This is a genomic window from Luteibacter sp. E-22 (assembly GCF_049913125.1).
Classification (GTDB): domain Bacteria; phylum Pseudomonadota; class Gammaproteobacteria; order Xanthomonadales; family Rhodanobacteraceae; genus Luteibacter.
The window spans coordinates 3,572,678-3,597,579 of record NZ_CP183975.1 but is presented as its reverse complement, the minus strand read 5'-3'; the positions used below and the strand labels follow the sequence as shown (position 1 = coordinate 3,597,579).

The following is a 24,902-nucleotide window of genomic DNA, read 5'->3' as shown; positions in this document are numbered from 1 at the left end:
CTCCAAGGTCCCGATGCCATGAACACCCGAACGATCATCGCCGCCACTTCCCTCGCCGTCATGGCGGCCACCGCGCAGGCGCGCGAGCCGTGGACGGACGATGTCAGCTCGCGCACGCAGGCGCTGGCGCTGTTGCAGTCGCTCAACGCCGACCTGCTCAGCCACCCCAGCGCCACGCTGACGCTGGAACGCTGGTGCGGCGCGCACGCGCTGGCGCCGGAGGTGAAGATCGTCGCACGGCGCGTGAAGGGGCAGGACAAACCGTTGCCCGACGACGAGCGGGCGGCGCTGGGCATCGGTCCGAACGAGCCCGTGCGCTATCGGCGTGTACAGCTGGCCTGCGGTGAGCACGTGCTGTCCGAGGCGGACAACTGGTACGTGCCCGCGCGGCTCACCCCGGAAATGAACCAGATCCTCGACACCACCGACCAGCCGTTCGGGAAGGTGGTGCAGGCGCTGCACTTCCGCCGGCAGACGATCAGCGCCGACCTTCTGTGGTCGCCGCTGCCCGCGGGTTGGGAGATGGATGCGCCGTTGCCGCCGCCGCACAAGGGCGCGTTGGCCATTCCGCATGAGGTACTGCGGCACCGGGCGGTGCTGTATACGGAGGCGAACCAGCCGTTCAGCCTCGTGGTGGAGACTTATACGTCCGACGTCCTCGCCTTCGGGCGGCGCTGATCGCCGACAGAGTCGGCTCCCACCAAGCATCCCTCCCACCAAGCATCCCTCCCACCAAGCATTCCTCACCCTGGTGGGAGCCGACTCTGTCGGCGATCAGCGCGCCAGCGCGGCAACCCCGCCGACCCCCACCAACCGCGTATCCCTTCCGGCTGACTTGGCACCGGTCGTCTGGCGCCGGAAGCTGAGATCCCATGACGGAGAACGGACCATGTCCTCGGTGCCGGCACCCGCACGAAAAATTCCCGTGGCTGGCATTCCTGGCACGACGCCATTCGCCTCACTGCTGAGCATCAGCAACACGCCGCGCCTCGGCCCGCAGCCGAACTCGCTGGACAACGCGGTGAGTTGCGCCACCCATTGGGTCCGCATGTCCGACGGCCGTCGCGCGGACGCCATGTGGCTGGAAGCCGGCGCCATGATGCAGAAGCTCGTCTCGCGTCCCGAATGGGTGCGCTATCTGCGCAAGATCCGCGTGGATCGCGGACTCCTCGTCGGCCGCGAATGGTTCGAGGTGACGCGGGTGCGCGATCCGGTGGGTCTACCCGCCGGCGATTACCTCAACGTGATCTTCGTGGCCCACTACACCCGCGCGGTGCTCTTCGAGACGGTATCGCTGGCGCCCGGTGCCACCGGGTGGTTGCCGGTCGGTTATGTCATCCGACCGGTGCAGCGGGAGGTTCCGTTCGTGCGGACGTCCGGAAACCCGGGGAATCAGGAATAGCGTTCGGACAGGAAACGGAAGAACGCGCGCAGGCCCTGCGCCTCGCCACCCCGCGGATGCGCGGGACGATCCCCGTCGTTCCATGAATACGTATCCAGGTGCATCCAGTTCTGGCTGTCCGGCAGGAAGCGCTCGAGGTAGAGCGCGGCCGTGATCGCGCCCGCGTGGCGCGATGGCCCCGCGTTGGCGAAGTCGGCCACGTACGATTCGAGCATGCGCCGGTACGGGCGCCACAACGGCAAGCGCCACAGCGGGTCCTGCGTGAACTCGGCCGCACCGATCACGTGATCGGCGAGCTGGTCGCGGTTGGTGAACAGCGCCGGCACTTCGGGGCCCAGCGCCACGCGGGCCGCACCGGTGAGCGTCGCGAAATCGACGATGAGGTCGGGTGCCTGCTCGGCGGCGTAGGCGATGGCGTCGCACAGCACCAGGCGGCCTTCGGCATCGGTGTTGTCCACTTCCACCGTGTGACCCGCGCGCGTGCGGATGACCTCACCCGGACGCATGGCGTTGCCGGCGATGGCGTTTTCCACCGCGGGCACCAGCAGCGTGAGCCGCACGGGCAGCTTCGCCTTCATCACCAGGCCGGCCAATGCGATCGCATGGGCCGCGCCGCCCATGTCCTTCTTCATCCAGCGCATGCCGTCGGACGGCTTGATGTCCAGGCCGCCGGTGTCGAAGCACACGCCCTTGCCGATCAGCACGAGCTTCGGGTTGGAATTCTTGCCCCAGGTGAGCTCGATGAGGCGCGGCGGACGATGGCTCGCACGGCCCACCGCGTGGATCGTCGGGAAGTTGGCTTCGAGCAACTCGTCGCCCACCCACTCGCGCACCTTCGCCTTGTGCTCGGTGGCGTGCGCGTGGATGGCCTGGGCGAGATGCTCGGGGCCCATGTCCTCGGTGGGGGTGTTCACGAGGTCGCGCACCTGCCAGGTGGCGTCGATCACCGGCTGCAGCGTACGCAGCGTGGCGGCGTCGACCACCAGCTGCGCGGGCGGACGATCGCTGGCGCGATAACGGTCGAAGCGATAGGCGCCGAGCGCCCAGCCGAGGGCGACGAGGTCGCGATCGTCGATCACGCCTTCCGGGGCGAGTTCATACATGCCCTGCGGCAGGCGATAGGGCAGGGCGCCGAGGGCGGCCAGCGGATTGCCGCGATCCACGCCGACCAGCACGCGCGTGATGCCGCCGTGGGCATCCGGCAATACGGTGAGTGCGCCGGGCATCGGGCGGAATGCGGTGGTCGCCAGCCACTGGCGTTGCATGTCGTCCAGGCGCGCTTCGGTGGCGAGCATGCCGGCGACATCGACCATCTCGATGGGGATGGCGGTACGTTTTCCGGACTTGCGTTCGATCAGCGGCGACATCAGGGCTCCCGTGCCTCTGTTGCTATCGGTGGATGCCTATTCTAGCCGTCCGTCAAAGCCGACGCTTCAATCCAATCCGCAAGAGATGTCATATCGGGGAATTCGAGATCCGGCGCGGGTCCATGCGACCAGCGTTCGCCCGTGCGATTGAGCCATACCGTACGCATGCCCGCTTCGCGCGCACCCACCACGTCGAGCAACGGATCGTCACCTACGTGAAGAATCTCGGCCGGCGCCACGCCAAGCGCTTCGGCGGCCGCAAGGAATATCTGCGGATGCGGCTTGGCCACGCCGACGCCGCTGGCGTTGAGGCGGGTATGGAAGAGGTGGTGCAGGCCGATCACTTCGAGATCGGCGTTGCCGTTGGAGATGCTGACCAGCGGCACGTGCCCGGCGATGCGTTCGAGCGCGGGCAGGGTGTCGGGATACAGCTCCACGTTGTTGCGGGCGGCGAAATAGATGCGCCACAGCTCGTCGACCGGTGCGTCGTCGATACCGCAGGCAGCGAAGGCATGGCGGATGGTCAGCCGGCGCTGTTCGCTGAAATCGTGGGAGAGATGGGTGTGTTCCCGCGCGATCTTCTCGCGGAGTTCACGCATGGCCTCGATCGGCCATGCGTGAGCGACATCGGGATGGTGCTGCCTGAGCCAGCGGTCGACGCAGTGCTCGGCCTCGATCAGGGCCGGAAGCACCGGCCACAGGGTGTCGTCGAGGTCGAGCGATACGGCGCGGACGGGCACTGCTTAGCGGGCGCCCACTTTGAGCACCTGGCCGAGGCGGACGTTGTTGTCCTTCAGGCCGTTCATCGCGCGCAGCTTGTTCACGTCGAGCGAGTTCTTCTTGGCGATGGAGTAGAGCGTGTCGCCCGGCGCCACCTTGTAGGTGCGCGACGCGGCGGCCGGCTTCTTCTCTTCCACGGCCTTCGCCACCGGCTTCGCGGCCTTCGCGGCCGGCTTGGCCTCGGCGACCTTCGGCGTGGTGACGGCCGTGGACTTCTCCGTGGCGTCCACCGGCGCGGCGGTGACGGGTTTCGCCACCGGCTTGCCCTTCACGGTGACCGCGTCGGCCAGCACCTTGGCGAACTTGCCGCCGACCTTGGCGTTGTCCGAAACGGTGAAGGCATCCGAGCGCACGCCCGCAAAGCCCATGTGCGCCGTGGTGCTGACGCTGGCGACCACCTTGGCGAACTGCGACGGCTCGGCCGTGGTGGCGACCGATGCCTTGGTCTCCTTCGCGGCCTTGGCACCCTTGCCGGCCACCTGGGCCTTGGCCAGGGCGGTTTCCTTCGCGGCGACAGCGGCAGGCGCGGCGGCGACGGCGGTCGGCGTGGTCATCGCCTGACCCACGTTGGCACGGGTGCCGACGGTGGAAGCGATGGCGGCACGGCGGGCGGCGTCCTTCGAGGCGAGGGCCATGCCGTCGGCGTACGGGATGAGGCTGTGCGAGCGCAGCAGCGAGCTACCCTGGCTGGAAGTGAGGAAGGTGATGAACTCCTTCACCTCCGCCGCCTTCGGACCGGACTCGTTGCTGACCAGATAGAGCTCGGTGTACAGCGGATACGTACCGCTGCCGACCGTCGACATCGAGGGCGCGACGCCATCGATGGAGAGGATCTTCACCTTCTTGTTCGACGATGCGCCGGCGAGCGTGGTGGCGCCCAGGCCCTGCTTGTCGAGGGTGACGCCCTCTTCGAGCTTGGCCACGTTCACGTAGAGGCGCGGCGCGGCCACCGGCTGGTTGCCGCGGCCGAAGAGCAGCTTGCGCAGGCTGTATTCCACGCCATCGCCCGGGCTGGCCACCGCATAGAGGTTGATCGGGGCGTCGTTGCCGCCGAGTTCCTTCCAGTTGGTGATGTGCCCCATGTAGATCTCATGGAGCTGCTTGAGCGTGATGTTGCTGACCGGGTTGGACGGGTAGGTGACCATCACCAGCGCATCCCATGCGACCGGGGTGAAGGTGAGCGACTGCTCGGCACCGCCGACACCCGGGCGGGCGGAACCCGCGAGGTCGGCGGAGCCCTTGACCACCGCGTCGATGCCGGAGGCGGTGTTGAAGGGTTGCAGTTCGATCTTGCCTTTGCCGGCCTTTTCCCACGCCTTGGCGACGTCGGTGACCACGCCTCGGGCCGTGGTGATGTCTCCGCGCCAGACCAGTTGCGGTCCCGCGGCAAGAACGGTGGCGGAGGCGCTAAGGCCGATCAGCGTGGCGGTGAACAGTCGCGCGAAACGAAGAGACATGGACGGCAAGAACCTCGGGATGGGACGGGGTAGGCAAACAAGGCCGCAATTGTGGGCCATCGGGGGCCCGCGCGCACCATTGACGTCGTTCAGCATCCTGCCGTTGGTAAACGGAACGTAGGCTGTCGGGCTGATCGCCGCTGAAGCGGCTCCCACAACGGGGGCACGGGGAGCGGATCGCCGCTGAAGCGGCTCCCACAACGGGGCATGGGGAGTGGATCGCCGCTGAAGCGGCTCCCACAACGGGGCGCGGGGTCTGGTGTGCCTTCGTCGAGCCGGGTATGCCTTTGTGGGAGCCGCTTCAGCGGCGACACCCTCACAACACCGCGTAATACACCGCGTCATCCCGCACGACAGTCAACAACAACTGCCGCCCACCCAGCGACCCCGTGGTCGGCAGGCTCTTCACCCCCGCCACTCGCCGCTGCGCGATCCCGATCACGATGTCCCCATCCTGGAGCCCCGCCGAAGCCGCCGCCGAGCCGCGCCGCACGCCGCTCAACGCCACGCCGTACAAACCCTGCGCCTTCTGCTCCGGCGTGAGATCGCTCAGCGTGACCCCCGCCAGTCGCGCGTCCACCTTCGCGCCGTCCAGCGTGGCGAGCTTCACCGCCGCGATGGTCGCCTGCACATCCTGCGTGGCACCGTCTCGCTTCACCGTGAGCTTCACCTTTGCGCCCAAGGGCAGCAGGCCCTCCGCATTGCGTACATCCTGCGCCGCGCGCACGGGCTTGCCGTCGACCGCGCTCAGCACGTCGCCGACCTGCACGCCCGCGCCCTCGGCCGGCGAGCCGTCGTTGATCCGCGTGACCACCGCGCCGTTGGTGTCCTTCAGGTTCAGCGCCTGCGCGATGCGTGGCGTGATGTCCTGCACTTCCAGACCGAGGTTGCCGCGGCGCACCTTGCCGTAGGCCAGCAGCTGCTTCATCACGCCGGTGGCGAGGTCGGTGGGGATGGCGAAGCCGATGCCCACGTTGCCGCCCGAGGGCGTGAAGATCATCGAGTTGATGCCGACCAGCTCGCCGCGCAGGTTCACCAGCGCGCCACCGGAGTTACCGGGGTTGATCGAGGCGTCGGTCTGGATGAAGTTCTGGAAGCCCTTGCCCAGGCCCGAACGGCCCAGCGCCGAGACCATGCCCGAGGTGGCGGTTTGTCCGAGCCCGAACGGGTCGCCCACGGCCACCACGAAATCGCCCACGCGCAGCTGCGAAGAGTCGGCGATGGGAAGGGCCTGCAAGCGATCGGCGGGAATCTGCAGCACCGCGACGTCGGTGTCCGGGTCGCTGCCGAGCAGTTTCGCCTTGAAGTCGCGGCCGTCCTGCAGGGTCACCGTGATGTCGTCCGCGCCCCCCACGACGTGGTTGTTGGTCAGCACGTAACCCTTGGCCGCGTCGATGACCACGCCCGAGCCCAGGCTCTGCTCCACGCGCTCGCGCTGGAACCCCTGGTTGCCGAACAACTGGCGAAACAGCGGATCGTCGAAATAGGGATCGCGTGCGCGCACGTGTGTCTTCGTCGAGATGTTCACCACCGCGGGTGTGACCTTGGCCAGCATCGGCGCCAACGAAGGGATCGGCTGGCCATCGACGGATGGCGGCAGGGAAGCGAACGCGGGCGAGGCCAGGCTCAAGGCCAGGGCGGCGCCGAGGGTGAACAGGGTGGATCGCCGGTAACTGCTGGCAGGCATTGAAAAGCTCCTTGTCGGGTGTGCTCCGGGCACGTTCTCGGGGGCATTCGACCACAACCCGGGCCCCGGGTTTCAATCCTTGAGAATGCCTTCGCCGACACTTTACATCGCCCCCCTCCGGGTTTAAGGTTCACTCCGGCCGCAACCACAACATCTTGTGTTCCGAAGTTCGCTATCTACCAAGTGCTGGTGCTGCGGATCATCAGGTACAAGCGTCAAACCAGCGTCGGCAAAGGCTTTTCGGAGCCGGCGAGGGTAGCAAGGATGGTCGGTGAGACCTCCGGGGGGAGGGGCACCGACAGGTTGCGCCATCGCATACCTATAAGAAGGCCTACAAGGGCCAAGACTCGAGGACGACATACATGAGCACTGCACGTGCGCAAGCCATGGGGCTTGAGACCGCGGCGATTCCGCTTCAGCCCGCCTCGTACGACATCTGGGACAAGAAGTACCGCCTGAAGGCCAAGTCGGGCGATCCCGTCGACGGCTCGGTGGACGAGACCTACAAGCGCGTCGCGCGCGCCCTGTCGGACGTGGAAGCCACCGACGAACTGCGTCACCACTGGTACGAGAGATTCCTCTGGGCCCTGCGCCGCGGTGCGATCCCCGCTGGCCGCATCACGTCCAACGCCGGTGCGCTGGAGCACAAGCCCGCCACCTCGACGATCAACTGCACCGTGTCGGGCACCATCCTCGACTCGATGGACGACATCCTGGAGAAGGTGCACGAGGCGGGCCTCACGCTGAAGGCCGGCTGCGGCATCGGCTATGAATTCTCGACGCTGCGTCCGCGCGGCGCCTACGTGTCCGGTGCCGGTGCCCACACCTCGGGCCCGCTGTCGTTCATGGATATCTACGACAAGATGTGCTTCACCGTCTCGTCCGCCGGCGGCCGCCGCGGCGCGCAGATGGGTACCTTCGACATCGCCCACCCGGACGCCAAGGAATTCATCCGCGCCAAGCGCGAGGATGGCCGCCTGCGCCAGTTCAACCTGTCGCTGCTGATCACCGACGGTTTCATGGACGCGGTGGAGAACGACCAGGACTGGCCCACGGTCTTCCCGGTGCACGTGAAGGAACAGCACGAGATCGACCTGACCGATCCGGCCAAGGTCATCTGGCGCGAGTGGCCCACCAAGGAAAACTACGTCACCCGTGACGACGGCCTGGTGGCCTGCAAGATCTACGGCCACATCCGCGCGCGGCACCTGTGGGACATGATCATGGTCTCGACGTACGACTACGCCGAGCCGGGTTTTATCCTCATCGACCGCGTCAACGAGATGAACAACAACTGGTGGTGCGAGCACATCCGCGCCACCAACCCCTGCGGCGAGCAGCCCCTGCCGCCGTACGGCTCGTGCTTGCTGGGCTCGGTGAACCTCACCACCTTCGTGCGCGACCCGTTCGGCCCGAAGGCCCGCTTCGACTGGGACGAGTACCGCGAAGTGGTGCGCGTGTTCACCCGCATGCTCGACAACGTGGTGGAGATCAACGGCCTGCCGTTGCCGCAGCAGCGCGAGGAGATCATGTCCAAGCGCCGCCACGGCATGGGCTTCCTCGGCCTGGGCTCCACCCTCACCATGCTGAAGATGCGCTACGGCGCGTCCGATGCCGTGGCCTTCACGGAAGAAGTCTCCCGTGAGATGGCCGTGGCCGGCTGGGAAGTGGCGCTGGAACTGGCCAAGGAAAAGGGCCCGGCGCCCGTCCTGGCCCGCGACTACGAAGTCACCGGCGACATGCTGCGCAAGCGCCCGGAGATGGTGAAGGACGGCTGGAAGGTCGGCCAGGCCATCAAGGGCAGCGTGCTACACGCGAAGTACTCGCGCTACATGCAGCGCGTGGCCGAGGTGGCCCCGAACCTGGTCGAGGCCCTGGCCGAGACCGGAGCGCGCTTCACCCACCACTCGTCCATCGCGCCCACCGGCACGATCTCGCTGAGCCTGGCCAACAATGCCTCCAACGGCATCGAGCCCAGCTTCGCGCACCATTACTCGCGCAACGTGATCCGCGAGGGCAAGAAGTCCAAGGAGAAGGTCGAGGTCTTCAGCTATGAGCTGCTGGCCTACCGCGCCTTCATCAACGGCGACGCCCTGCCGTTCTCCGACGACCCGAAGACCCGCCTGCCGGATTACTTCGTCTCGGCCGACGACATCAGCCCGAAGGAGCACGTGGACATCCAGGCGGCCTCGCAGAAGTGGATCGACTCCTCCATTTCCAAGACCGCCAACGTGCCCACGGACTACCCGTACGAAGACTTCAAGGACATCTATTTCTACGCGTACAAGCAGGGTCTGAAGGGCTGCACCACCTTCCGGTTCAACCCCGCCGCGTTCCAGGGTGTGCTGGTCAAGGAAACCGACCTCGAGAACACCCTCTATCGCTTCGAATTGGAAGACGGTAGCGTTGTCGAACTGAAAGGCAACGACGAAGTCGAGTACGACGGTGAAATGCACACCGCCGCGAACCTCTTCGATGCCTTGAAGGAAGGCTATTACGGCAAGTTCTGACCCCGCGGAGAGGGAATACGTATGTCGAGTGAAAACCAGATCGTCGAGGGTGAACTGCCCTCGGTCGACACCATCGATACCGACAGCACGCCGGCAGCGGAGACGGAAGTCGCCGCCGCCGTGACGCCAGCTGCATCGGTCGTCGCCAAGAAAGTCGTCAAGCGCAAGCCGGTCGCCAAGAAGGTGGTCGACCTCGTGCCGTCGCCGATCCGGGATACCCCGGTGAGCGACGAGACGAGCAAGGCCGCTTCGGAAGCCACGCCCATCGTGAAGCTGAAGAAGAAGGTCGCCCGCAAGCCGGCCAAGAAGGCCGAGCCGGTCGTCGTCGAAGCGCCGACTCCGGCGAAGAAGAAGGCTGCCAAGAAGGCCACGAAGAAGGCTGCCGCGAAGAAGGCTCCGGCCAAGAAGGCGGCGGCTGCCAAGAAGGCTGCACCGAAGAAGGCCTCGGCCAAGAAGGCCGTCGGCAAGAAGGCTGCCGCGAAGAAGTCGGTGGCCAAGAAGTCGGCTGCGAAGAAGGCCACGGTGAAGAAGTCGGCCGCCAAGAAGGCTTCGGCCAAGAAGGCACCGGCGAAGAAGGTCGCCGCCAAGAAGGCGACCAAGAAGGCTGTCAAGAAAGCCGTCAAGAAGGCGCCGGCCCGCAAGGTCGCCGCCAAGAAGGCGGGCCGCAAGGCTGCGGTGAAGAAGTCGGCTGGCCGCAAGGTCGCCGTCAAGAAGACGGCCCGCAAGGGCGCGGCGAAGAAGGCAGCCGGTCGCAAGACCACCGGCCGCGTCGCCAAGAAGGCTACGAAGAAGACGGTCCGCAAGGCCGCCGGCAAGACGACCGCCCGCAAGGCTGTCGGTAAGAAAGCCGCCTCCAAGGCGGTAAAGAGGTCCACTGCCAGCAAGACCGGCCGGACGTCGGCGCGCAAGAGCGCCGGCCGTGGCCGTCGTAAGTAAGTAGTACCCATCCGGCCCGGCGTACGCGCCGGGCCGGATATCCAAGAGAGAAAAGTCATGGCGATCAAGATCGAAAAGAAGATCAAGGGCTACAACGTCGTTAAGCCCGAGGACAAGGCCACCCCGGCCCCCGCCCCGTCGCCGGTGAAAGAAGCCGCGCCGGTGGCCGAAGTCATCCAGATGCACGAAAGCCTGGAGCGACCGGAGACCCTCGTCGGCAACACGTACAAGATCAAGTCGCCGCTCTTCGAGCACGCGCTGTACGTGACGATCAACGACATCGTCCTGAACGCCGGTACCCAGCACGAGCAGCGCCGTCCCTTCGAGCTCTTCATCAACTCGAAGAACATGGACCACTTCCAGTGGATCGTGGCGCTCACCCGAATCCTGTCCGCCGTCTTCCGCAAGGGTGGCGACGTGACCTTCATCGTCGAAGAGCTCAAGGCCGTCTTCGACCCGCGCGGCGGCTACTTCAAGGCCGGCGGCATCTACATGCCCAGCATCGTGGCCGAGATCGGCGGCGTGATCGAACAGCACATGAAGTCGATCGGCCTGATCCACGACCCCGAAATGAGCGACGCCACCCGCCAGCTCATCGCGGAAAAGCGCGCCGCCTACGAAAACGCGAACGCGAAGCCCGCCGCCAAGTCCGCCGCTGCCTCGGTGGGAGCCGGCTCCGCCGGCGAAAGCCAGTCCGCCTCAGCATCCACCGAAGCCTCCGGCTTCCCGCCTGGCGCTACGCTTTGCGTGAAGTGCAATACGCAGGCGCTGGTGCTGATGGATGGGTGCCAGACTTGTTTGAATTGTGGGTATTCGAAGTGTGGGTGAGCTGATCCCGCACGGGCCTTCAGGGCCTCATTGTGGGGATACCCATAAGGCGCTTGTCGATGCCCCATAAAGTGCTAGCACCGACCCCATAAAGTGCTACCGCGCATGCCGCAGCTTTGGCCTCCGCGCTTGCTACACGCGAGCCAATGCACCGAAGCGTCGCGTATCAGAAGGTATACATTTTGATCGATGCGACTTTCGCCGTGCGGCCAAATTCGATACTGTCACCAGACTGGAATCGGCACTTCACATGGCGCGTAGCGATCTTCTACTTTCACTTGTACGGAACGCCCTAGCTGGCGATCGGACAGCCGTCGAACGCGTGGTAAGCGCCTTAGCTGCCGAAGAGCGGGCGAAGCGCCACGGGATCCTCGCGGACCAATTATCCGCGGCTCTGACCAGAAACTACACGGTCCCGGCCCGGCAAACTGCGTCTGCGGCGGCGCCGGATCTTGCGCGAGGGAGAGAGCTGGTAACCGAGGTGGTTCCTAAGCGATCGATAGGCTCGCTAGTTCTTCCGAAGGGAGTTCTAACTGCCTGTCTTGAGCTCGTCGAAGAGCATGCGAGGGTGGAACTTCTCCATTCATACGCCTTGGAGCCACGCAACCGGGTTCTTTTGGTTGGTCCTCCTGGCAACGGTAAGACTGCGCTCGCTGAGGCACTTGCTGAAGCGATGGGCTTGCCGCTGATGATCGTCCGATACGACCTCTTGATTGGCAGTTTCCTTGGAGAGACGGCAGCGAGGCTTAGGCGGCTTGTCGAATATGCGCGGACTACACCCTGCGTCCTTTTTTTTGATGAGTTCGATGCGATAGGTAAAGAGCGAGGCGACACGCACGAGACGGGTGAGATTAAGCGTGTCGTGAGTTCACTCCTAATGCAGGTGGATAGTTTGCCGTCCTACGTGGTCGTCGTCGCCGCGACCAATCACGAGGAGCTATTAGATCGAGCGGTTTGGAGACGATTCCAGGCGCGTATGGTCCTTCCTTCGCCTACATCGGCCCAGATTCAAGGGTTCTTGAAAGCATTCTTTGCTTCACGAGGCGGTGATCTTTTCAGTCAGCGCGACATCCAGCTGATCTCGAAGCTGATGGGTAGTCCTCGCAGTTTTGCCGAGTTGGAAGAGCGCTGCATGGGCGTTCTACGGCAGGTGGTGTTGCGCCAGGGAAGTGAGGATTCGAGCAGCACAATTACATCTACGCTGCGAGCGGTAGATGCTGTCATTAAGGGAAAGGGGGGGAGGGATGTCGGAACGTCCATTGCTGTCGGTAGCGCCGGAACGAGAAGAGAAAAAGCGAAACGCGCCGTCAAGAGCAGTCCCGGGGCCAAGCGTTCCGGGGCTCGCACGTCAGGTCGTTAGACTGGACCCAGTGTTCGAGCGGCTCAGGGTTGTTACTGAGCGTGCCGCGGCAGGTCAGCCTATCCTTTTGCAAGAAGACGCATTAGGCATTGAGCCTGAGCGGACAGTTGTCTTCGAGACCGCCGGTCGCCGAAGTGATTTCATTGCGGCTTTTCAGCGTGTGTCTGGCTTGATTGTTGCGCTTGAAGACGAAGTGGATTTTGAGGCGGATGACGACTTTAGAGAGCCTGAAGGCGCTGCGCAGGTTCAAGGCAGGTTGTACGCCGTAATTCCAGATCTTAGGGCCCTGCAACAGATCATCTCACTATGGAACCTGTTCAAGGCTGGACAGAAGCTGCCGCGACCGTTCGGGGCTTGGACCGAGTTCTTTGAGCACCTTCGAGATGTTCGCTCGTGGAACGCGAAAGATCGTGTTCTTTCGGAAACTGAAGAATACCTACGAGATTCCTTGGAGTTCGCACCGAACCAGTCGGTACGCATCGAAGCTCAATTGTGGTATCGGCCCCGACCCGAGGATCGGCAGCGAAATCTAGAAACGGTCGGGATCGGCCGTCAAGGCGTTGCGCTAATTTCCGAGTGCATCATTGACGAGATCGACTACCACGCAGTTCTTCTCGACATCGAGCCGGCTCACGCACTCCAGATCGTCCAAGGCTTGGATGAAACCGTTGCAAGTGCAGTTGGCGTAATGTACTTGAAACCGCAGTCTATCGTTAGTGTCGATGATCAGGCCGGTGATCCGGAGGATGCTCCACCTGACGCAGTCTCGCCGGAAATCTCACCTGTCTTGCGCATCGCAGTTCTGGATGGCCTGCCGTTGCATCGGCATGACCGCTTGCGTGGACGAGTGGTCATTGATGATGTAGATAACTTCGAGAGGACAAGCGCCCCCGCTTCGCGATCTCACGGCACGGCGATGTGTTCGCTCATCCTTAATGGTGATCTACATTCTGCGGATCCCCTGCCGATCTCAATATACGCTCGTCCAATCCTTATCGCCGAGCAAGCGAATGAGGAAGAGCGAACTCCAAATAACGAATTTCCGCTTGACCTCGTCTGGCGAGCCGTCCGGAGGATGAAAGAGGGGGTGGGTGGAGATCCGCCCACTGCGCCCGATGTCACGATTATCAACCTTTCGGTAGGCGATAAGAGTTCGCCCTTCATTCGACGTGCGGGTCCGTGGGCGAGGCTTGTAGATTACCTTTCCTTTAAGTACCGAGTACTCTTTGTTGTGAGTGCTGGTAACCACACAACTGGGATTGCTACCGGAATCGCCACTCTTGCGGAGTTCGAAGCGCTGAATGACGAGCAGAGGGCTGAGAAGCTAATTGCGACGGTCTATGGCGCACGAGCCATGCGATCGCTTCTCTCGCCCGCAGAAGCCGCCAACGCGCTCACTGTGGGTGCGTGCCACTCTGACGGCGCTCCCGTTGTAGAGCGTCGATCGAACATGTCTCATGCTTCATACCTAGATGCTGATCTTCCGATAAGTAGTAGTGCATTTGGGCCGGGCGTAAGGCGTGCAATCAAGCCCGATGTTGTGTTTGACGGTGGTCGTGAGTACGTGACAGCGTCTCCCTCACCAGATGGTGTATACGTGGGCCCGTCCAAGCCTGGAAGGCTTTTCGGTCATCTGTGTGCCGTCCCTGGTGCTGAGGGGCGGCTAGACGCGCTTCGACGCTTTCACGGCACAAGTGGCGCGGCCGCACTTGTAACCCATAACCTCGCGAAGGCTTTGGCGGTAATTGACCCTAAGGGACGCCCTGAGCTTCAAGTGCCTGAGCCGTTTCTCGCAGTTGTGCTTAAGGCCATGGCAGTTCATGCGGCGCAATGGACCGAGAGCGCCGCCTTGATCAAAAGGCTGATTGGCCCAGCTGATCCGCGGCTTCACGCACGGCGACGGGGCAATGTAGCTGCAAGCTTAGGTTTTGGGCGGCCTGACTTCGATCTCATCCGCGAATGTGCGGCAAATCGCGCGGTGATGATTTACTCAGGAGAGTTAGAGGCAGATCGGAGCCTTGTATTCCGGCTACCAATTCCGGAAGCGCTCGAGGGACTCGCTGTCGCTCACCGAATCAAGCTCACCGTTGCCTGGTTCTCGCCTATCAATAATAAGCGGGCACATCATCGCGCGGCACGGCTTGAGGTTGCAGCTGAGGACGAAGAAAAATGGTGGATTGGCACTTCGGAAACAGATGCGCCTGCACTTGATCAGGCGGCTAACGGTACCGTCGTTCAGCTGACTCTCAAAGGAAGGAACGTTCTTCACCGGACGCGAGATGATGGTCTTGGTGTCCGGGTCACATGCAAGGCTCAACACGGACAGCTGCGCGAAGCGGTCCCGTTCGCCTTGATGGCGTCATTCGAAATTCCTGTTGACGTCAATATTGATATCTATGAGCCAATCCGTATTGATCTTGAGAATAGGATTGAAGCAAGGGCGAATGTCAGGGCGAATGGATAGATGCCCTAGATGCGTCGTCTATGTGGTACCGACGTCCCCCCGCCTTCAGTAGCGATCGGGTTTAGAGTCCGGGGTTGATCATAGCCAGGTTGGCCAGGTGTTGTGCGTAGGCTGCGGGCGTCATGCCTCCTAGCGCATTCTTTGGTCGTTCCTCGTTGTATTCCCGCCGCCATGGGTTCGAAAGTCTGACGCACGCAATGCGCACGATCGGCGACTGGATCCGCTTCTGCAACCACCAGCGACCGCATCAGGTGCTGAAGATGAAAACACCCGCTGAGGTTTATGCTTTAACGGCTTGACCTGTGCAGGAACCGGTGGGTCATTACACTTATTCATTCTTGGTGCGATAACCAATTTTTGCCGATTCCGCTTACCTTCGATGAGCCGTAAACCTAAAGTGCTCGCGACGAATGCCGATATTGGATTGATGTCGCATACGTGGAGCTAGGTTTTGGAAAGTGAAGCCTCGGTATATGAACTAGTCGTCGACTTCGATCAAGGGCGGGGTGATCCCTCGCGAGTATTCAAAGCGATGGGAGGCATCGTCGACGCGCTACAGTCGCTCGACAAGCATTTAATCGCGATGATTGATGAAGGGCTGGGTGCTTCGCTGGTCTTAGACTCGGTGGAAGCTGGCTCGGTGCGCGCTACTCTCAGGAACGTAATCTCAGACATTCCGGATGAAGCCCTCGCAAAAAGCGATTGGAGGTTGATCGTCGGACATTTCCTGCTTAAGGCTAAGTATTTAATACTTCGTTGGTGCGAGGACCGCGACACGCTTGTTTCGCGCAGCAATGTGGAAGAACTAACTCAAATTATTGCAAGCGAGGCGACAAATACTGGCGTTAAAATTCTTCCGGCATACGGCCCGCTCCAGCCAGACGCCCTCCTGAACGATGTCCAGGCGATCCAGCAGTCGTTAGCGGTTCTCGATGAAAATGACAGGGCGACCTACGTCAGTTCATACGGCCGCGTACATTTGAATCCTCGTCTTGTTCTGTCTGCTGAGCTTGTTCGCGAGATATTAACTCGGCATGTTGTGAAAACACATCAGATTACTTTAATGCGCGTCAAGAAGCCTGACTATCTAGGGCGGTCGCAGTGGTCATTTCAGTACTCTGGACATAGAATCGATGCATCAATTCTTGATAAAGAGTGGTTGGGTCGTTTTCAGGCCAGGCTTGTCGATGTCCGTCCAGGAGATTCGTTAAAAGTTGATTTAACCCATGAGATCTTCTACGGATATCTTGACGAAATTATCCATCAGCAATACACCGTAAATCACGTGATAGATGTCGTTCGTCCAGAATTGTGGACACAGTCCGATGCATTCGATGATGACGATTCGTAATGTAGCCTCAAGACCGGGAGCCTTTCGAAGAAGATGCATGACTGAGCCGCAGCAACATCTCACGGTTGGCCTGATGCCTGTCAGTACGCCTCAACTACACTGGAACTTGGTACCGAAACGCCGTAGCCCGTAGGTCAGCATCGGCCGGAGACCAGTTCTCGAACTTCCTAACCTCACCTCCGGAAGCATGAAGCAATTCTCCAGACCCTGTTAGGGCGATCGAATGGACAATGAATAGGTCGGTAGAGTAATCGTCGTCTTGTCTGTGGCGCGCTGACTCGACCTCACCAATGGTGACGTCTACACTCAGGCCAAGGGACTGTGTCCCCTTCACCTCAACGCGCTTCTTCACATTGTCTCTAATGCAAACAAGGTCGAATGGATGCGTACTAGAAGTATCAGTGACCGCGTAACCTAAGGCTGTGTAATGTTTTATCGCGACATCCATTGCATGTCGCTCCACAGCCCTGCGCCGCTGAATATCTCTCATGCGCCCTTGACCCCGAGCGCGCGGTGCAGCAAGTTCCTCGGCAAGGAGGCGATCACGGCGCGCCGCTTCAACGCCCTCCATGGGCGCGGCCGGTCGCCAAGCATAGATCCGGGCTAACTCTCCAGTGGTGCCGGAAAGCACGTCCAATGCTTCAAACTGACAAGTAACCGGTCGCTCTCCTTCCATTAGCGGAGGTGAGAGACGTCCACAATATACGAAAGGTAGAGTTGCCGGATTTTTCTCTCGCACCCGAACGAAAAGATGGGGCTCACGTTCGCCAGTGGCAATACTTTGGAGGATCGAGTTTGCCTGAGTTTGACGAGTCTGACTTTGCCACCAGAAGAGGTTTCCCTCGAACTGGTCGTGATAGGTATATCGCGTCTTCTCTAGCGTCACAAAGAGGAGGACGGCATTGCCGAACTCAGTGATGCCGGTGGGCCAACTAAAATTCTTCGGGGAAACCATTCCCAGATGAGCGATATCAGCGCGACTGTAAGTGCTCCCTAGCACGAAACGGGACAGGTCGAGGATTTCGCTTTTCATTGCGAACCCCTCGAAGGCCGTGTCGGCCAGCCATAAACCAATGGTGGCTCCGCCACGTTTGGTTCTCCCCAAACCCCAATCACGACGACCCCATCGCTTAATGCGAGCGTGTTTCAACTATAGGCCGAAGCCCCCTTGTGTTGAGAATAATCCGAAGTCGCTGACAAGGGAAGTTGTTCGTTATTCCGACGGCGCAGCGGAACATTGCTAAGCAACGGGTGGATGTCCGGATGGTCTAATACCTCTGCGGTCAATCTAAGAGGTCAAGAACACTCGAAGTTGACCAGTTCAGTCAGCTCCGCATACAAGCACGCGCTTCCCGTGCTGGCCAAACATATCGTGATGCCCCACTCACAGGGAACTCTGGAATCCCTCGCCAGGAGCATGGCGATGAAAGAAGCAGCGCCATATAGGACTTGCTGGTCGACTTATATAAAAGACAGCCGGCGGCTACGCCGCCGAGGCCAGGCGACTTCGGCATGGGCCTGGTAGCCGCGGTTTCCGCGGCTTTGCTGAAGGGGCGCTTCGACGAGCTCATGGATCTGATCAAGACCCCAGGTTGCGAAGCCGGGTCCTCTTGCTTGGGCCGTTGCAGAGATGGCGAAACCGCGAGCCTCGAATAGCCGATTTTCTGCAGGAACTGCGGCACGATCCGGCGTTTTCAACCAAGATCAATTCCTGGAAAGGAATGCGTCGTAAGTTCCATTGATAAATCAACTTCGCCTAATCACCCCCTCACCCTCAAGCAAGGCCCGCAGCGGAGTGGAACGCACTGCAAAAAGCTCAAAGAACCCCATGGACGCAAGCCGCCGAGCATCCCTGAGTATCCGTTCTTCGCAAACAATGCGAACCGGCTCCGACGCGCGATGATCGAGGGTCAGCCTAACCAGGAGCACGAAAGAAGCCAACTCTCCCCACCCGCCGACCGGCTCGGGCGAGCCAGGCTTGCGCGGGGGCCTGACACATCCGCCGTACAGCCATTTCAGCCGCCGCACCCAGCTAGGGCGTCCGACGCCCCCGCGCTTCCGGCCCAACATCAGAATTGATACCCGAGGAACGCGCCGACGGAGACCTGGTTCGTCTTTCCGTTGGCGGTAACGATGGGGCTGCTCTTGGCGTCGCCTGCCAGCCGCTCATACTTGATCAAGCCGGTGACAGTCCAACGCTTGCCGAAAGCGTAGTTCAGCGTCGTCGTCACCCCGTAGCTGGTGATCCCGGCTTTGGGCTGGTAGGGCTGCAACCCCGTGGCCAGGGATTGCGCCTGCGAGACTCCGAAATAAGTGCGTGTACGGTTCGCATCCGCCCACTGGGTACTTACCTGTGTCATCCAACGGAGATTGGACGCGAGGCGCGTGGTGTAGCCGAACCCAAGTTGGACTACCGTTCCGCTGCCACGCGTGCTGCTTTCACCGTTTTCCTTTCGGAGAACAGCACCACGCGTGGCCGCCACTTCAGCAAACCATGATTCGCTCCGGTAGCTGCCGAACACTCCCGCATCGATGCCGCCACTGATCTTGCCCAGGCCGTGCAGTGCACGATCGTCGGATTCGTCCCACTCGGCTTCCGGCGTGATGCGTGTGATCACCCCCAGCCGAAAGCGGTCATCCTGGCCGAACCGGAACAGGTTCACTCCGATTGCGGGGCCGCGCACGAAAAAGCGATCGTCATAATCGATCGATAGATAAGGGGCAGGGCGAACCTCGCTTTTGGATGCGCCGGGGAAGATCGGCGTGCGCAGGACACCGAGCCCGGCGACTACATTCCAGTCACTTTCCTGCGTTGGCGGCGGGGCATCTTGCGCCAATGCCGGATTAGTCATCATGAGCATGGCGATTCCCATGGCACAGGCCACCGGGGCCGCGCGTAGGAGTGGGATCAGGTTCTTCATGGTCAGGCGTCCTGGGGATGGCGGAGGACTGGACTCTAGGAGGCCGCCCGCCGTGGACGATGACCTGGGCCTTGCAGATCATTTCAATATGTTTCAGCCGTGCCGCAGGGTGCCGGACTGCGTTATCGTCCGGCCATGAAGGCCAGCGCATCGACCACTCTCCAACCGCACGTGTTGATCGTCGATGACGATCAGCGCATCCGTGCGATGCTGGCCCGCTTCCTCGGCGATCACGGCATGTATGTCACCGTGGCTGGGGATGGCGTGCAGATGTTCGACGCCCTGGGCCGCGAGGCAGCCGACCTCATCGTGCTGGACGTGATGCTACCTGGCGAGAGCGGATTCTCCCTGTGCCGGCAGTTGCAGAACGCGGAGCGACCGATTCCGGTCATCCTTCTGACGGCCATGGACGGGGAGACCGATCGCGTGGTCGGCCTGGAACTGGGTGCCGACGATTACATCGTCAAGCCTTTCAATCCGCGGGAACTGATCGCCCGTATCCGCGCCGTGCTGCGCCGGACCTATGTCAAGGCGGATCAGGCGCAAAGCAGGCGAACGGTCTATCGTTTCGCCGACTGGACACTCAATGTCAGCCATCGCAGCCTGAAGTCGCCCACCGGCATGCTTACCGATCTGACCAGCGGGGAGTTCGATCTTCTGCTGGCCTTCGTGGAACATCCGCAGCAGATACTCAGCCGTGATCGTCTGCTGGACCTGGCACGGGGACGCAACAGCAACCCGTTCGACCGAAGCATCGACGTGCAGATCAGCCGGCTGCGGCGAAAGATCGAAGCCAATCCCCTCGATCCGGCGCTGATCAAGACGGTTCGCAATGGCGGGTATTTCTTCGCCGCCGATGTCAGCTCCGAAATAGACGGCCAGACCGCATGACATTTCGCTGGCGCCCCAAGTTCGGACTGACGTCACGCATCGTCATCGTCATCCTGCTGTCGCAGGTGTCCATCGAGTTATTCCAGAACATGCTGAAGCGGCTGGTGCCGCCACCCAGCTTCATTCTCATCGACGGGCAATGGTTATCCGAGCGTACGGTGGAAGCCGTTCGAGTGGCGCGCAACTCACCCGTCGAAGAACAACAGAAGAAGCTGGATTCGCTCGCGTCGTCGGGGTGGTTGAGGTTCCGCATCGAGCCGGCATCTTCGGCGGTAGCGAAGACCACGGCGCCCACATTTGCCAGCGGAACGCTCTCCCTGGTGCACCCGGGTGTCTCCGCGTCGACGACGGACACATCATCCGAGCTTCTGATGTCGATCGTGCGAGGTATCGCGCCACAAATCGGGACCGACCCGGCCGATATCCGGGCAAGTGCGGAAACCACGTCCACCGACATCGACCTGGAGACCGGTACCCTGGTCGTTCTGGCCGCCAGCCTGCCGACGCGTCTCGTCAACGTCGCGCGCAATCGCATGCAATCGGATATCGCGATACTGCGAAGCTTCCGTATCGCCATCGATCTGGGTGGTTCGCGCTGGCTGGTGGTCTCACAGAACCTGGACGAGAAGGCAGCCACGCGCCGCTTCCGGAACATTGCGATCATTATCGTCACGCTGCTATTTATCGGCTTCCTGTCGTTCGGGATGGCGCGCCGGCTGGTTCGGCCATTGACGCGGCTGAGCGAAGCCGCCGAGCGTCTGGGAAGGGAACGCAAGCCCACCCTGATCGGCGATATGTCCATTCCGGAGTACGCCTCGATCGCACGGACGTTCAACCAGATGCAGCTTCGGCTGAAGCAGTTCGTCGACGAACGTACCCACATGCTGGCGGCGATCGCGCACGACCTGCGCACGCCGCTCACGCGCCTGCGGCTGTTTGCCGAATACGTCGACGACGAAACGCAGCAGCGGCAGCTATTGGCCGACATCGCCGAGATGGACGCCATGATCAACAGCACCCTGGCCTTCGCCGGTGGAGAGGCCACATCCGAGGCGCACAGTGCGGTGGACATCGCAGCGTTGCTGATCAGCCTGTGCGACAACGCCTGTGATGCGGGAGGGTGGGTCGATTATCACGGGCCTGACCACGCGCAGCTTCCCTGCCAGCCGGTGGCCATGCGCCGTGCGCTCGCCAATCTCGTCGAGAATGGCTGTAAATACGCCAGGCACGTCACGGTCGAGCTGAGTGACCACATCGATTCCATTGGTATCGCCATCAGCGACGATGGACCGGGCATCGCGCCTGAACAGGTCGAGCGTGCCTTCGCACCCTTTCAGCGCCTGGAGGGATCGCGTAACCGGACAACCGGCGGCACAGGCCTGGGCCTGGCGATCGCGCGCGACGTCATACGCGGCCATGGCGGCAGCATCCGTCTGTTACCCGTCGTGCCGCATGGATTGCTTGTGCAGGTGGATCTGCCGAAGCCGAGTGCGCAACCGGTGTAGTGAGAAAACCGGAACTCGGTCCAAATGCGGGATGGCTCGTGCGCAATTGCTCATGCGATCCGCGCTAGACCGATGCCCACCGTTGCGAAAACTCGGCGATCCGCTCATGTCGCAAGCGCGCCTACAGACAACCATAAGATGTTTTGTTAGGGTCGTGCCGTTGCCCGCGAGCTGTATCTGCATCCAGCGGACAACCATCGGCAAGTACGATGAGAAGCGCAGGCCAAGGGTGCTACCAACACCCCGGGCCTGCTGACCATGACCAACTAGCATAGAGTCGATAATGGCTACCACCGATCATACGGTACCCGCTCGCCCGCCGAATCCCCCCGGCGACATCCCCAACGGTCACCGGGCCGTCTGCCGACCTCGCAGACACGGTTGACGAACCGCGGATTCGGCCCTCATCTGAGATGTTTCTTGTCCGCACCTATGGGGCAAGCGCCCGTGCGGGCGACTGAAACAGGCTGACGCCGCGTCCACTTCATCAATCACGCCACCCGGCGCCCGGTCTCGGGCAGCCGCTGAACCCGCGAGTCCGTTTGATCCGCGGCACGTTGCGCTGTGCGTGGCGTGCCGCAACTGGACAGCGGCTGCGAATACTTCCAAGGAATGCTCATGCCTGTTTACGACACCGCTCGCGCGGATGGACGCGCGCGCCATTACATCGACCCCGAAGCATCGGCGCACGACCTGCTCAATGACGCGACCGAATGGTTGCAGTACGCCCGTGGTCTTACCGGCCTACTCGCTGACCTCGTGCATGAATCGGATAGCGTGGACTGCGTACAGCTGGCGCTCTCGCTCGAAGCCATCGATACACTGATGCACATGGGTGTGCAGTGCACGGCGCAGGCACATGCGCGGATGTCGTGGGATCAGGCAAGGGACGCGAACCACTTCAACACCGTCGCCGCACCTATGGAAACGGAGTAGTGAAGGGCGCGATTTACCCACCGCGTGAGAACTTTCCTCACGTTGATCCATGCCACCAAAAGTTGGCTAAACTCCGCCCCCTTCCCATTGGCACGGAGCGCCATTAAGTGACTGGAACGAACAAGACCATCCTCGCGGTGGTCATCCTTCTCGCAGCCTTGTGCAGCGGCGTCTACCTCTCGGGTTACCTGACCCTCCTGTTGATCGGCGTCGACTCGCCGGTCACGTGGCGACTCTGGTGGGACTACTACAACGCGATGGCGTACCCGCAGTTCGCGCCTTATGTCTGGAAGATCAAGTTCGGTGGCATCGTCGGCTTCGGCCTGCCTGCGTTGGCGTGGATCGGATGCGTCGTCCTTCTGCTGAAGTCGAAGTCGAGCACGCTGCACGGCGACGCCCGCTTCGCGACGCGTCGTGATCTCGAAAAGGTGGGTCTGCTTCACGATTCACCGAATGGCATCGTCGTAGGTAAATTCGGCAAGAAGCTGATCCGGCTCAGCGGGCAGCAGTTCGTGATCCTTGCCGCGCCTACCCGATCGGGCAAGGGCGTCGGCGTGGTCATACCCAACCTGCTCGAATACCAGGGCTCCATCGTGGTCCTGGACATCAAGCAGGAGAACTTCGACCTGACCAGCGGATGGCGTAAGTCGCAGGACCAAGAGATCTACCTGTTCAATCCGTTCGCGGAGGATCGGCGGACCCATCGCTGGAACCCCATGCACTACGTCTCGTCCGATCCCGCCTTTCGGATCTCCGACATCCAGTCCATCGCAGCCATGCTGTACCCGGACGGCAATGGCGACCAGAAATTCTGGATCAGCCAGGCGCGGAACGCCTTTACTGCCTTTGCCCTCTACCTGTTCGAGAACCTGGACAACGCCGCGGAGGCGGATAGCCCGTTTGGCGAACTGCACTTCCCCACGCTGGGCGGGATCTTCCGGCTTTCGACCAGCGATGGCGGAAGCCTGCGCGAATACCTGGAGCGACTGTCGAGCCGCGACTTCCTCAGTTCGGATGCCAGGACCGCCTTCGCCAACCTGCTGTCGCAGGCCGACGAGACCTTCGCCTCCATCATGGGCAGCTTCAAGGAACCCCTGAACGCCTGGATCAACCCGGTGCTGGATGCCGCCACCAGCTGCAACGACTTCCTGCTCACGGACGTGCGCAAGAAGAAGATGACCATCTACATCGGCATCCAGCCGAACAAGCTGGCCGAGAGCCGCCTGATCGTCAATCTGTTCTTCAGTCAGTTGATCAACGTGAATACGCGGGAACTACCGCAGACCAATCCCGAACTCAAACACCAATGCCTGCTGCTGATGGACGAGTTCACCGCCATTGGAAAGGTCGACATTCTGGCCAGTTCGGTGTCGTACATGGCGGGGTACAAACTTCGCCTATTGCCCATCATCCAGAGCATGGCCCAGCTGGATGCGACGTACGGCAAGGACATCTCACGGACGATCATCACCAATCATGCCTTGCAGATCATCTTCGCGCCTCGCGAACAGCAGGACGCGAACGACTACTCGGACATGCTTGGCTATACGGCGGTGTCCAAGGAGAGCGTGTCGAAGGGCAGGGACGTGTCACGCAGCCGGTCCGACGAGCGCCGGGCATTGATGCTGCCGCAGGAGCTCAAGGCGATGGGGACGGATAAGGAGGTGATCCTCTATGAAGGCATTGCGCATCCGGTGAAGTGCGAGAAGATCAAGTATTACAAGGATAAGCGGTTCAGGGTGAAGTTGTTGCCTAGGGTTGATGTAGGAGTGTTGTCGGTTTGACGACTGCGTGCGAATTGACCGCTGTGACACGACGACGTGACCCTGGACCGTACTCACTTTTATTGAGTGAACTTGCCGGCCTGAATCGAAGTTGCGGTACGCTTACTTAATGCTAGGAATCGCCGATCTGGAGGATCGAAATGACACCGTATAAGCCGAATCCTGAACTTGCTGGGCCGTTGTATGGAGAAGATCCATGGCCTTTGAAGTTCCACAGTCACTCGTTCGGAGCGGTGTGCTTCAACACCCTCGCATGTAGCATCAACTACTGCGGGTGCGAGTTCGGTACACGGAAAATGGGAGATGACGGTGAGTCTTGCGACGTCCCGTCTGGTACGCCGCCCGTTGAAAACTGGCGCGAAAGATGGATGGGAAGTCATGGCGTCGTCCCTGACCGCGGAAGGACATTTACCAGCCCTGTGGAGATCGAGTGGACCTCGATGGACAGGCTTCAGCACGTCGCATCGATCGACTTGGATGAGATATTCAAAGATCGATTGGTGCTGCATCGCGTGAGCCGCGACGAGGTAAAGGCGGGTTGGTTGGACGCAAAATCTATCAGCCCGGTTAGTCCCCACCTTTTGGTTGAGGTGAATGACCGTACCGTCAATATCTACATGCGCGCGATCGTTGCGACCGAAGCGGAGCAGATGCCTGGCAACAGCCATAGCCATATTCGCAACGACTTGATCTTAGCGTGGACCCATACCTACTGAGCAGGGA

20 protein-coding genes are annotated in these 24,902 nt (G+C 61.5%); 14 read left to right on the top strand and 6 right to left on the bottom strand.

The window, feature by feature from the left end:
- The first annotated feature begins 18 nt into the window (after positions 1 to 18).
- Positions 19 to 678 carry a chorismate--pyruvate lyase family protein gene (locus tag ACN9M2_RS16045; protein WP_426285633.1) on the top strand — a complete coding sequence of 220 codons (660 nt, stop codon included), beginning with the start codon at positions 19 to 21 and terminating at the stop codon, positions 676 to 678.
- Positions 679 to 889: 211 nt separating this feature from the next.
- Complete coding sequence (locus ACN9M2_RS16040) at positions 890 to 1,402, top strand: DUF4019 domain-containing protein (protein ID WP_426285632.1); 513 nt, start codon at positions 890 to 892, stop codon at positions 1,400 to 1,402.
- Here the strand turns inward: ACN9M2_RS16040 and ACN9M2_RS16035 are convergent.
- The 4 genes from ACN9M2_RS16035 to ACN9M2_RS16020 form a co-directional block, all read right to left on the bottom strand.
- Positions 1,393 to 2,769 carry a leucyl aminopeptidase family protein gene (locus ACN9M2_RS16035; protein ID WP_426285631.1) on the bottom strand — a complete coding sequence of 459 codons (1,377 nt, stop codon included), beginning with the start codon at positions 2,767 to 2,769 and terminating at the stop codon, positions 1,393 to 1,395. The two genes, ACN9M2_RS16040 and ACN9M2_RS16035, sit on opposite strands and share 10 nt — an antisense overlap.
- A gap of 41 nt (positions 2,770 to 2,810) precedes the next feature.
- Positions 2,811 to 3,509: an HAD family hydrolase gene (locus tag ACN9M2_RS16030; protein ID WP_426285630.1), complete on the bottom strand. Its 699-nt coding sequence runs from the start codon at positions 3,507 to 3,509 to the stop codon at positions 2,811 to 2,813.
- A gap of 3 nt (positions 3,510 to 3,512) precedes the next feature.
- Positions 3,513 to 5,006: a LysM peptidoglycan-binding domain-containing protein gene (locus ACN9M2_RS16025; RefSeq protein ID WP_426285629.1), complete on the bottom strand. Its 1,494-nt coding sequence runs from the start codon at positions 5,004 to 5,006 to the stop codon at positions 3,513 to 3,515.
- A 316-nt stretch (positions 5,007 to 5,322) separates the two neighbouring features.
- Positions 5,323 to 6,693, bottom strand: coding sequence for a Do family serine endopeptidase (locus tag ACN9M2_RS16020; protein ID WP_426285628.1), 1,371 nt, complete (start codon positions 6,691 to 6,693; stop codon positions 5,323 to 5,325).
- A 362-nt stretch (positions 6,694 to 7,055) separates the two neighbouring features.
- Between ACN9M2_RS16020 and ACN9M2_RS16015 the strand changes: the two genes are divergently transcribed.
- From ACN9M2_RS16015 to ACN9M2_RS15985, 7 genes are all read left to right on the top strand, one after another.
- Positions 7,056 to 9,203, top strand: coding sequence for an adenosylcobalamin-dependent ribonucleoside-diphosphate reductase (locus ACN9M2_RS16015; protein ID WP_426285627.1), 2,148 nt, complete (start codon positions 7,056 to 7,058; stop codon positions 9,201 to 9,203).
- Positions 9,204 to 9,224: 21 nt separating this feature from the next.
- Positions 9,225 to 10,139, top strand: coding sequence for a histone (locus ACN9M2_RS16010; protein WP_426285626.1), 915 nt, complete (start codon positions 9,225 to 9,227; stop codon positions 10,137 to 10,139).
- A gap of 57 nt (positions 10,140 to 10,196) precedes the next feature.
- A complete protein-coding gene (locus ACN9M2_RS16005) occupies positions 10,197 to 10,967 on the top strand; it encodes an NrdJb (RefSeq protein WP_426285625.1) in 771 nt (256 codons plus the stop codon).
- 568 nt (positions 10,968 to 11,535) lie between these two features.
- Positions 11,536 to 12,327, top strand: a complete 792-nt coding sequence (locus ACN9M2_RS16000) for an AAA family ATPase (protein ID WP_426285624.1) — start codon at positions 11,536 to 11,538, stop codon at positions 12,325 to 12,327.
- 67 nt (positions 12,328 to 12,394) lie between these two features.
- The gene (locus tag ACN9M2_RS15995; protein WP_426285623.1) at positions 12,395 to 14,791 is read left to right on the top strand and encodes a S8 family peptidase; all 2,397 of its coding nucleotides are present in this window, start codon (positions 12,395 to 12,397) and stop codon (positions 14,789 to 14,791) included.
- A gap of 122 nt (positions 14,792 to 14,913) precedes the next feature.
- On the top strand, positions 14,914 to 15,090 hold the full coding sequence (locus ACN9M2_RS15990) for an integrase core domain-containing protein (RefSeq protein ID WP_426285622.1): 177 nt from the start codon (positions 14,914 to 14,916) through the stop codon (positions 15,088 to 15,090).
- A gap of 152 nt (positions 15,091 to 15,242) precedes the next feature.
- On the top strand, positions 15,243 to 16,142 hold the full coding sequence (locus ACN9M2_RS15985) for a hypothetical protein (protein ID WP_426285621.1): 900 nt from the start codon (positions 15,243 to 15,245) through the stop codon (positions 16,140 to 16,142).
- A gap of 94 nt (positions 16,143 to 16,236) precedes the next feature.
- On the opposite strand, the gene ACN9M2_RS15980 is transcribed toward ACN9M2_RS15985, so the two are convergent.
- Together ACN9M2_RS15980 and ACN9M2_RS15975 are read right to left on the bottom strand one after the other, a co-directional pair.
- Positions 16,237 to 17,175 (bottom strand): DUF3427 domain-containing protein, encoded by a 939-nt coding sequence (locus ACN9M2_RS15980; protein WP_426285620.1) that lies wholly within the window; start codon positions 17,173 to 17,175, stop codon positions 16,237 to 16,239.
- A 1,036-nt stretch (positions 17,176 to 18,211) separates the two neighbouring features.
- Complete coding sequence (locus tag ACN9M2_RS15975) at positions 18,212 to 19,063, bottom strand: MipA/OmpV family protein (RefSeq protein ID WP_426285619.1); 852 nt, start codon at positions 19,061 to 19,063, stop codon at positions 18,212 to 18,214.
- Between the two features lie 99 nt (positions 19,064 to 19,162).
- On the opposite strand from ACN9M2_RS15975, the gene ACN9M2_RS15970 reads away from it, so the two are divergent.
- The 5 genes from ACN9M2_RS15970 to ACN9M2_RS15950 all read left to right on the top strand — a co-directional run bounded on the left by ACN9M2_RS15970 (position 19,163) and on the right by ACN9M2_RS15950 (position 24,895).
- A complete protein-coding gene (locus ACN9M2_RS15970; RefSeq protein ID WP_426285618.1) occupies positions 19,163 to 19,954 on the top strand; it encodes a response regulator in 792 nt (263 codons plus the stop codon).
- The gene (locus tag ACN9M2_RS15965; RefSeq protein WP_426285617.1) at positions 19,951 to 21,459 is read left to right on the top strand and encodes an ATP-binding protein; all 1,509 of its coding nucleotides are present in this window, start codon (positions 19,951 to 19,953) and stop codon (positions 21,457 to 21,459) included. Before ACN9M2_RS15970 ends, ACN9M2_RS15965 begins: the two co-directional genes overlap by 4 nt.
- Before the next feature lie 618 nt (positions 21,460 to 22,077).
- A complete protein-coding gene (locus tag ACN9M2_RS15960; protein WP_426285616.1) occupies positions 22,078 to 22,395 on the top strand; it encodes a hypothetical protein in 318 nt (105 codons plus the stop codon).
- Positions 22,396 to 22,502: 107 nt separating this feature from the next.
- On the top strand, positions 22,503 to 24,179 hold the full coding sequence (locus ACN9M2_RS15955; protein ID WP_426285615.1) for a type IV secretory system conjugative DNA transfer family protein: 1,677 nt from the start codon (positions 22,503 to 22,505) through the stop codon (positions 24,177 to 24,179).
- Positions 24,180 to 24,319: 140 nt separating this feature from the next.
- Positions 24,320 to 24,895 (top strand): hypothetical protein, encoded by a 576-nt coding sequence (locus tag ACN9M2_RS15950; RefSeq protein ID WP_426285614.1) that lies wholly within the window; start codon positions 24,320 to 24,322, stop codon positions 24,893 to 24,895.
- The last annotated feature ends 7 nt before the right edge of the window (positions 24,896 to 24,902 follow it).

What these genes read in the sequence shown, in the direction of transcription:
- ACN9M2_RS16045 (WP_426285633.1), top strand. Translation starts at nt 19, where the DNA reads ATGAACACCCGAACGATCATCGCCGCCACTTCCCTCGCCGTCATGGCG.
- ACN9M2_RS16040 (WP_426285632.1), top strand. Translation starts at nt 890, where the DNA reads ATGTCCTCGGTGCCGGCACCCGCACGAAAAATTCCCGTGGCTGGCATT.
- ACN9M2_RS16035 (WP_426285631.1), bottom strand. Translation starts at nt 2,769, where the DNA reads ATGTCGCCGCTGATCGAACGCAAGTCCGGAAAACGTACCGCCATCCCC.
- ACN9M2_RS16025 (WP_426285629.1), bottom strand. Translation starts at nt 5,006, where the DNA reads ATGTCTCTTCGTTTCGCGCGACTGTTCACCGCCACGCTGATCGGCCTT.
- ACN9M2_RS16020 (WP_426285628.1), bottom strand. Translation starts at nt 6,693, where the DNA reads ATGCCTGCCAGCAGTTACCGGCGATCCACCCTGTTCACCCTCGGCGCC.
- ACN9M2_RS16015 (WP_426285627.1), top strand. Translation starts at nt 7,056, where the DNA reads ATGAGCACTGCACGTGCGCAAGCCATGGGGCTTGAGACCGCGGCGATT.
- ACN9M2_RS16010 (WP_426285626.1), top strand. Translation starts at nt 9,225, where the DNA reads ATGTCGAGTGAAAACCAGATCGTCGAGGGTGAACTGCCCTCGGTCGAC.
- ACN9M2_RS16005 (WP_426285625.1), top strand. Translation starts at nt 10,197, where the DNA reads ATGGCGATCAAGATCGAAAAGAAGATCAAGGGCTACAACGTCGTTAAG.
- ACN9M2_RS15990 (WP_426285622.1), top strand. Translation starts at nt 14,914, where the DNA reads ATGCCTCCTAGCGCATTCTTTGGTCGTTCCTCGTTGTATTCCCGCCGC.
- ACN9M2_RS15980 (WP_426285620.1), bottom strand. Translation starts at nt 17,175, where the DNA reads ATGAAAAGCGAAATCCTCGACCTGTCCCGTTTCGTGCTAGGGAGCACT.
- ACN9M2_RS15975 (WP_426285619.1), bottom strand. Translation starts at nt 19,063, where the DNA reads ATGAAGAACCTGATCCCACTCCTACGCGCGGCCCCGGTGGCCTGTGCC.
- ACN9M2_RS15965 (WP_426285617.1), top strand. Translation starts at nt 19,951, where the DNA reads ATGACATTTCGCTGGCGCCCCAAGTTCGGACTGACGTCACGCATCGTC.
- ACN9M2_RS15960 (WP_426285616.1), top strand. Translation starts at nt 22,078, where the DNA reads ATGCCTGTTTACGACACCGCTCGCGCGGATGGACGCGCGCGCCATTAC.
- ACN9M2_RS15950 (WP_426285614.1), top strand. Translation starts at nt 24,320, where the DNA reads ATGACACCGTATAAGCCGAATCCTGAACTTGCTGGGCCGTTGTATGGA.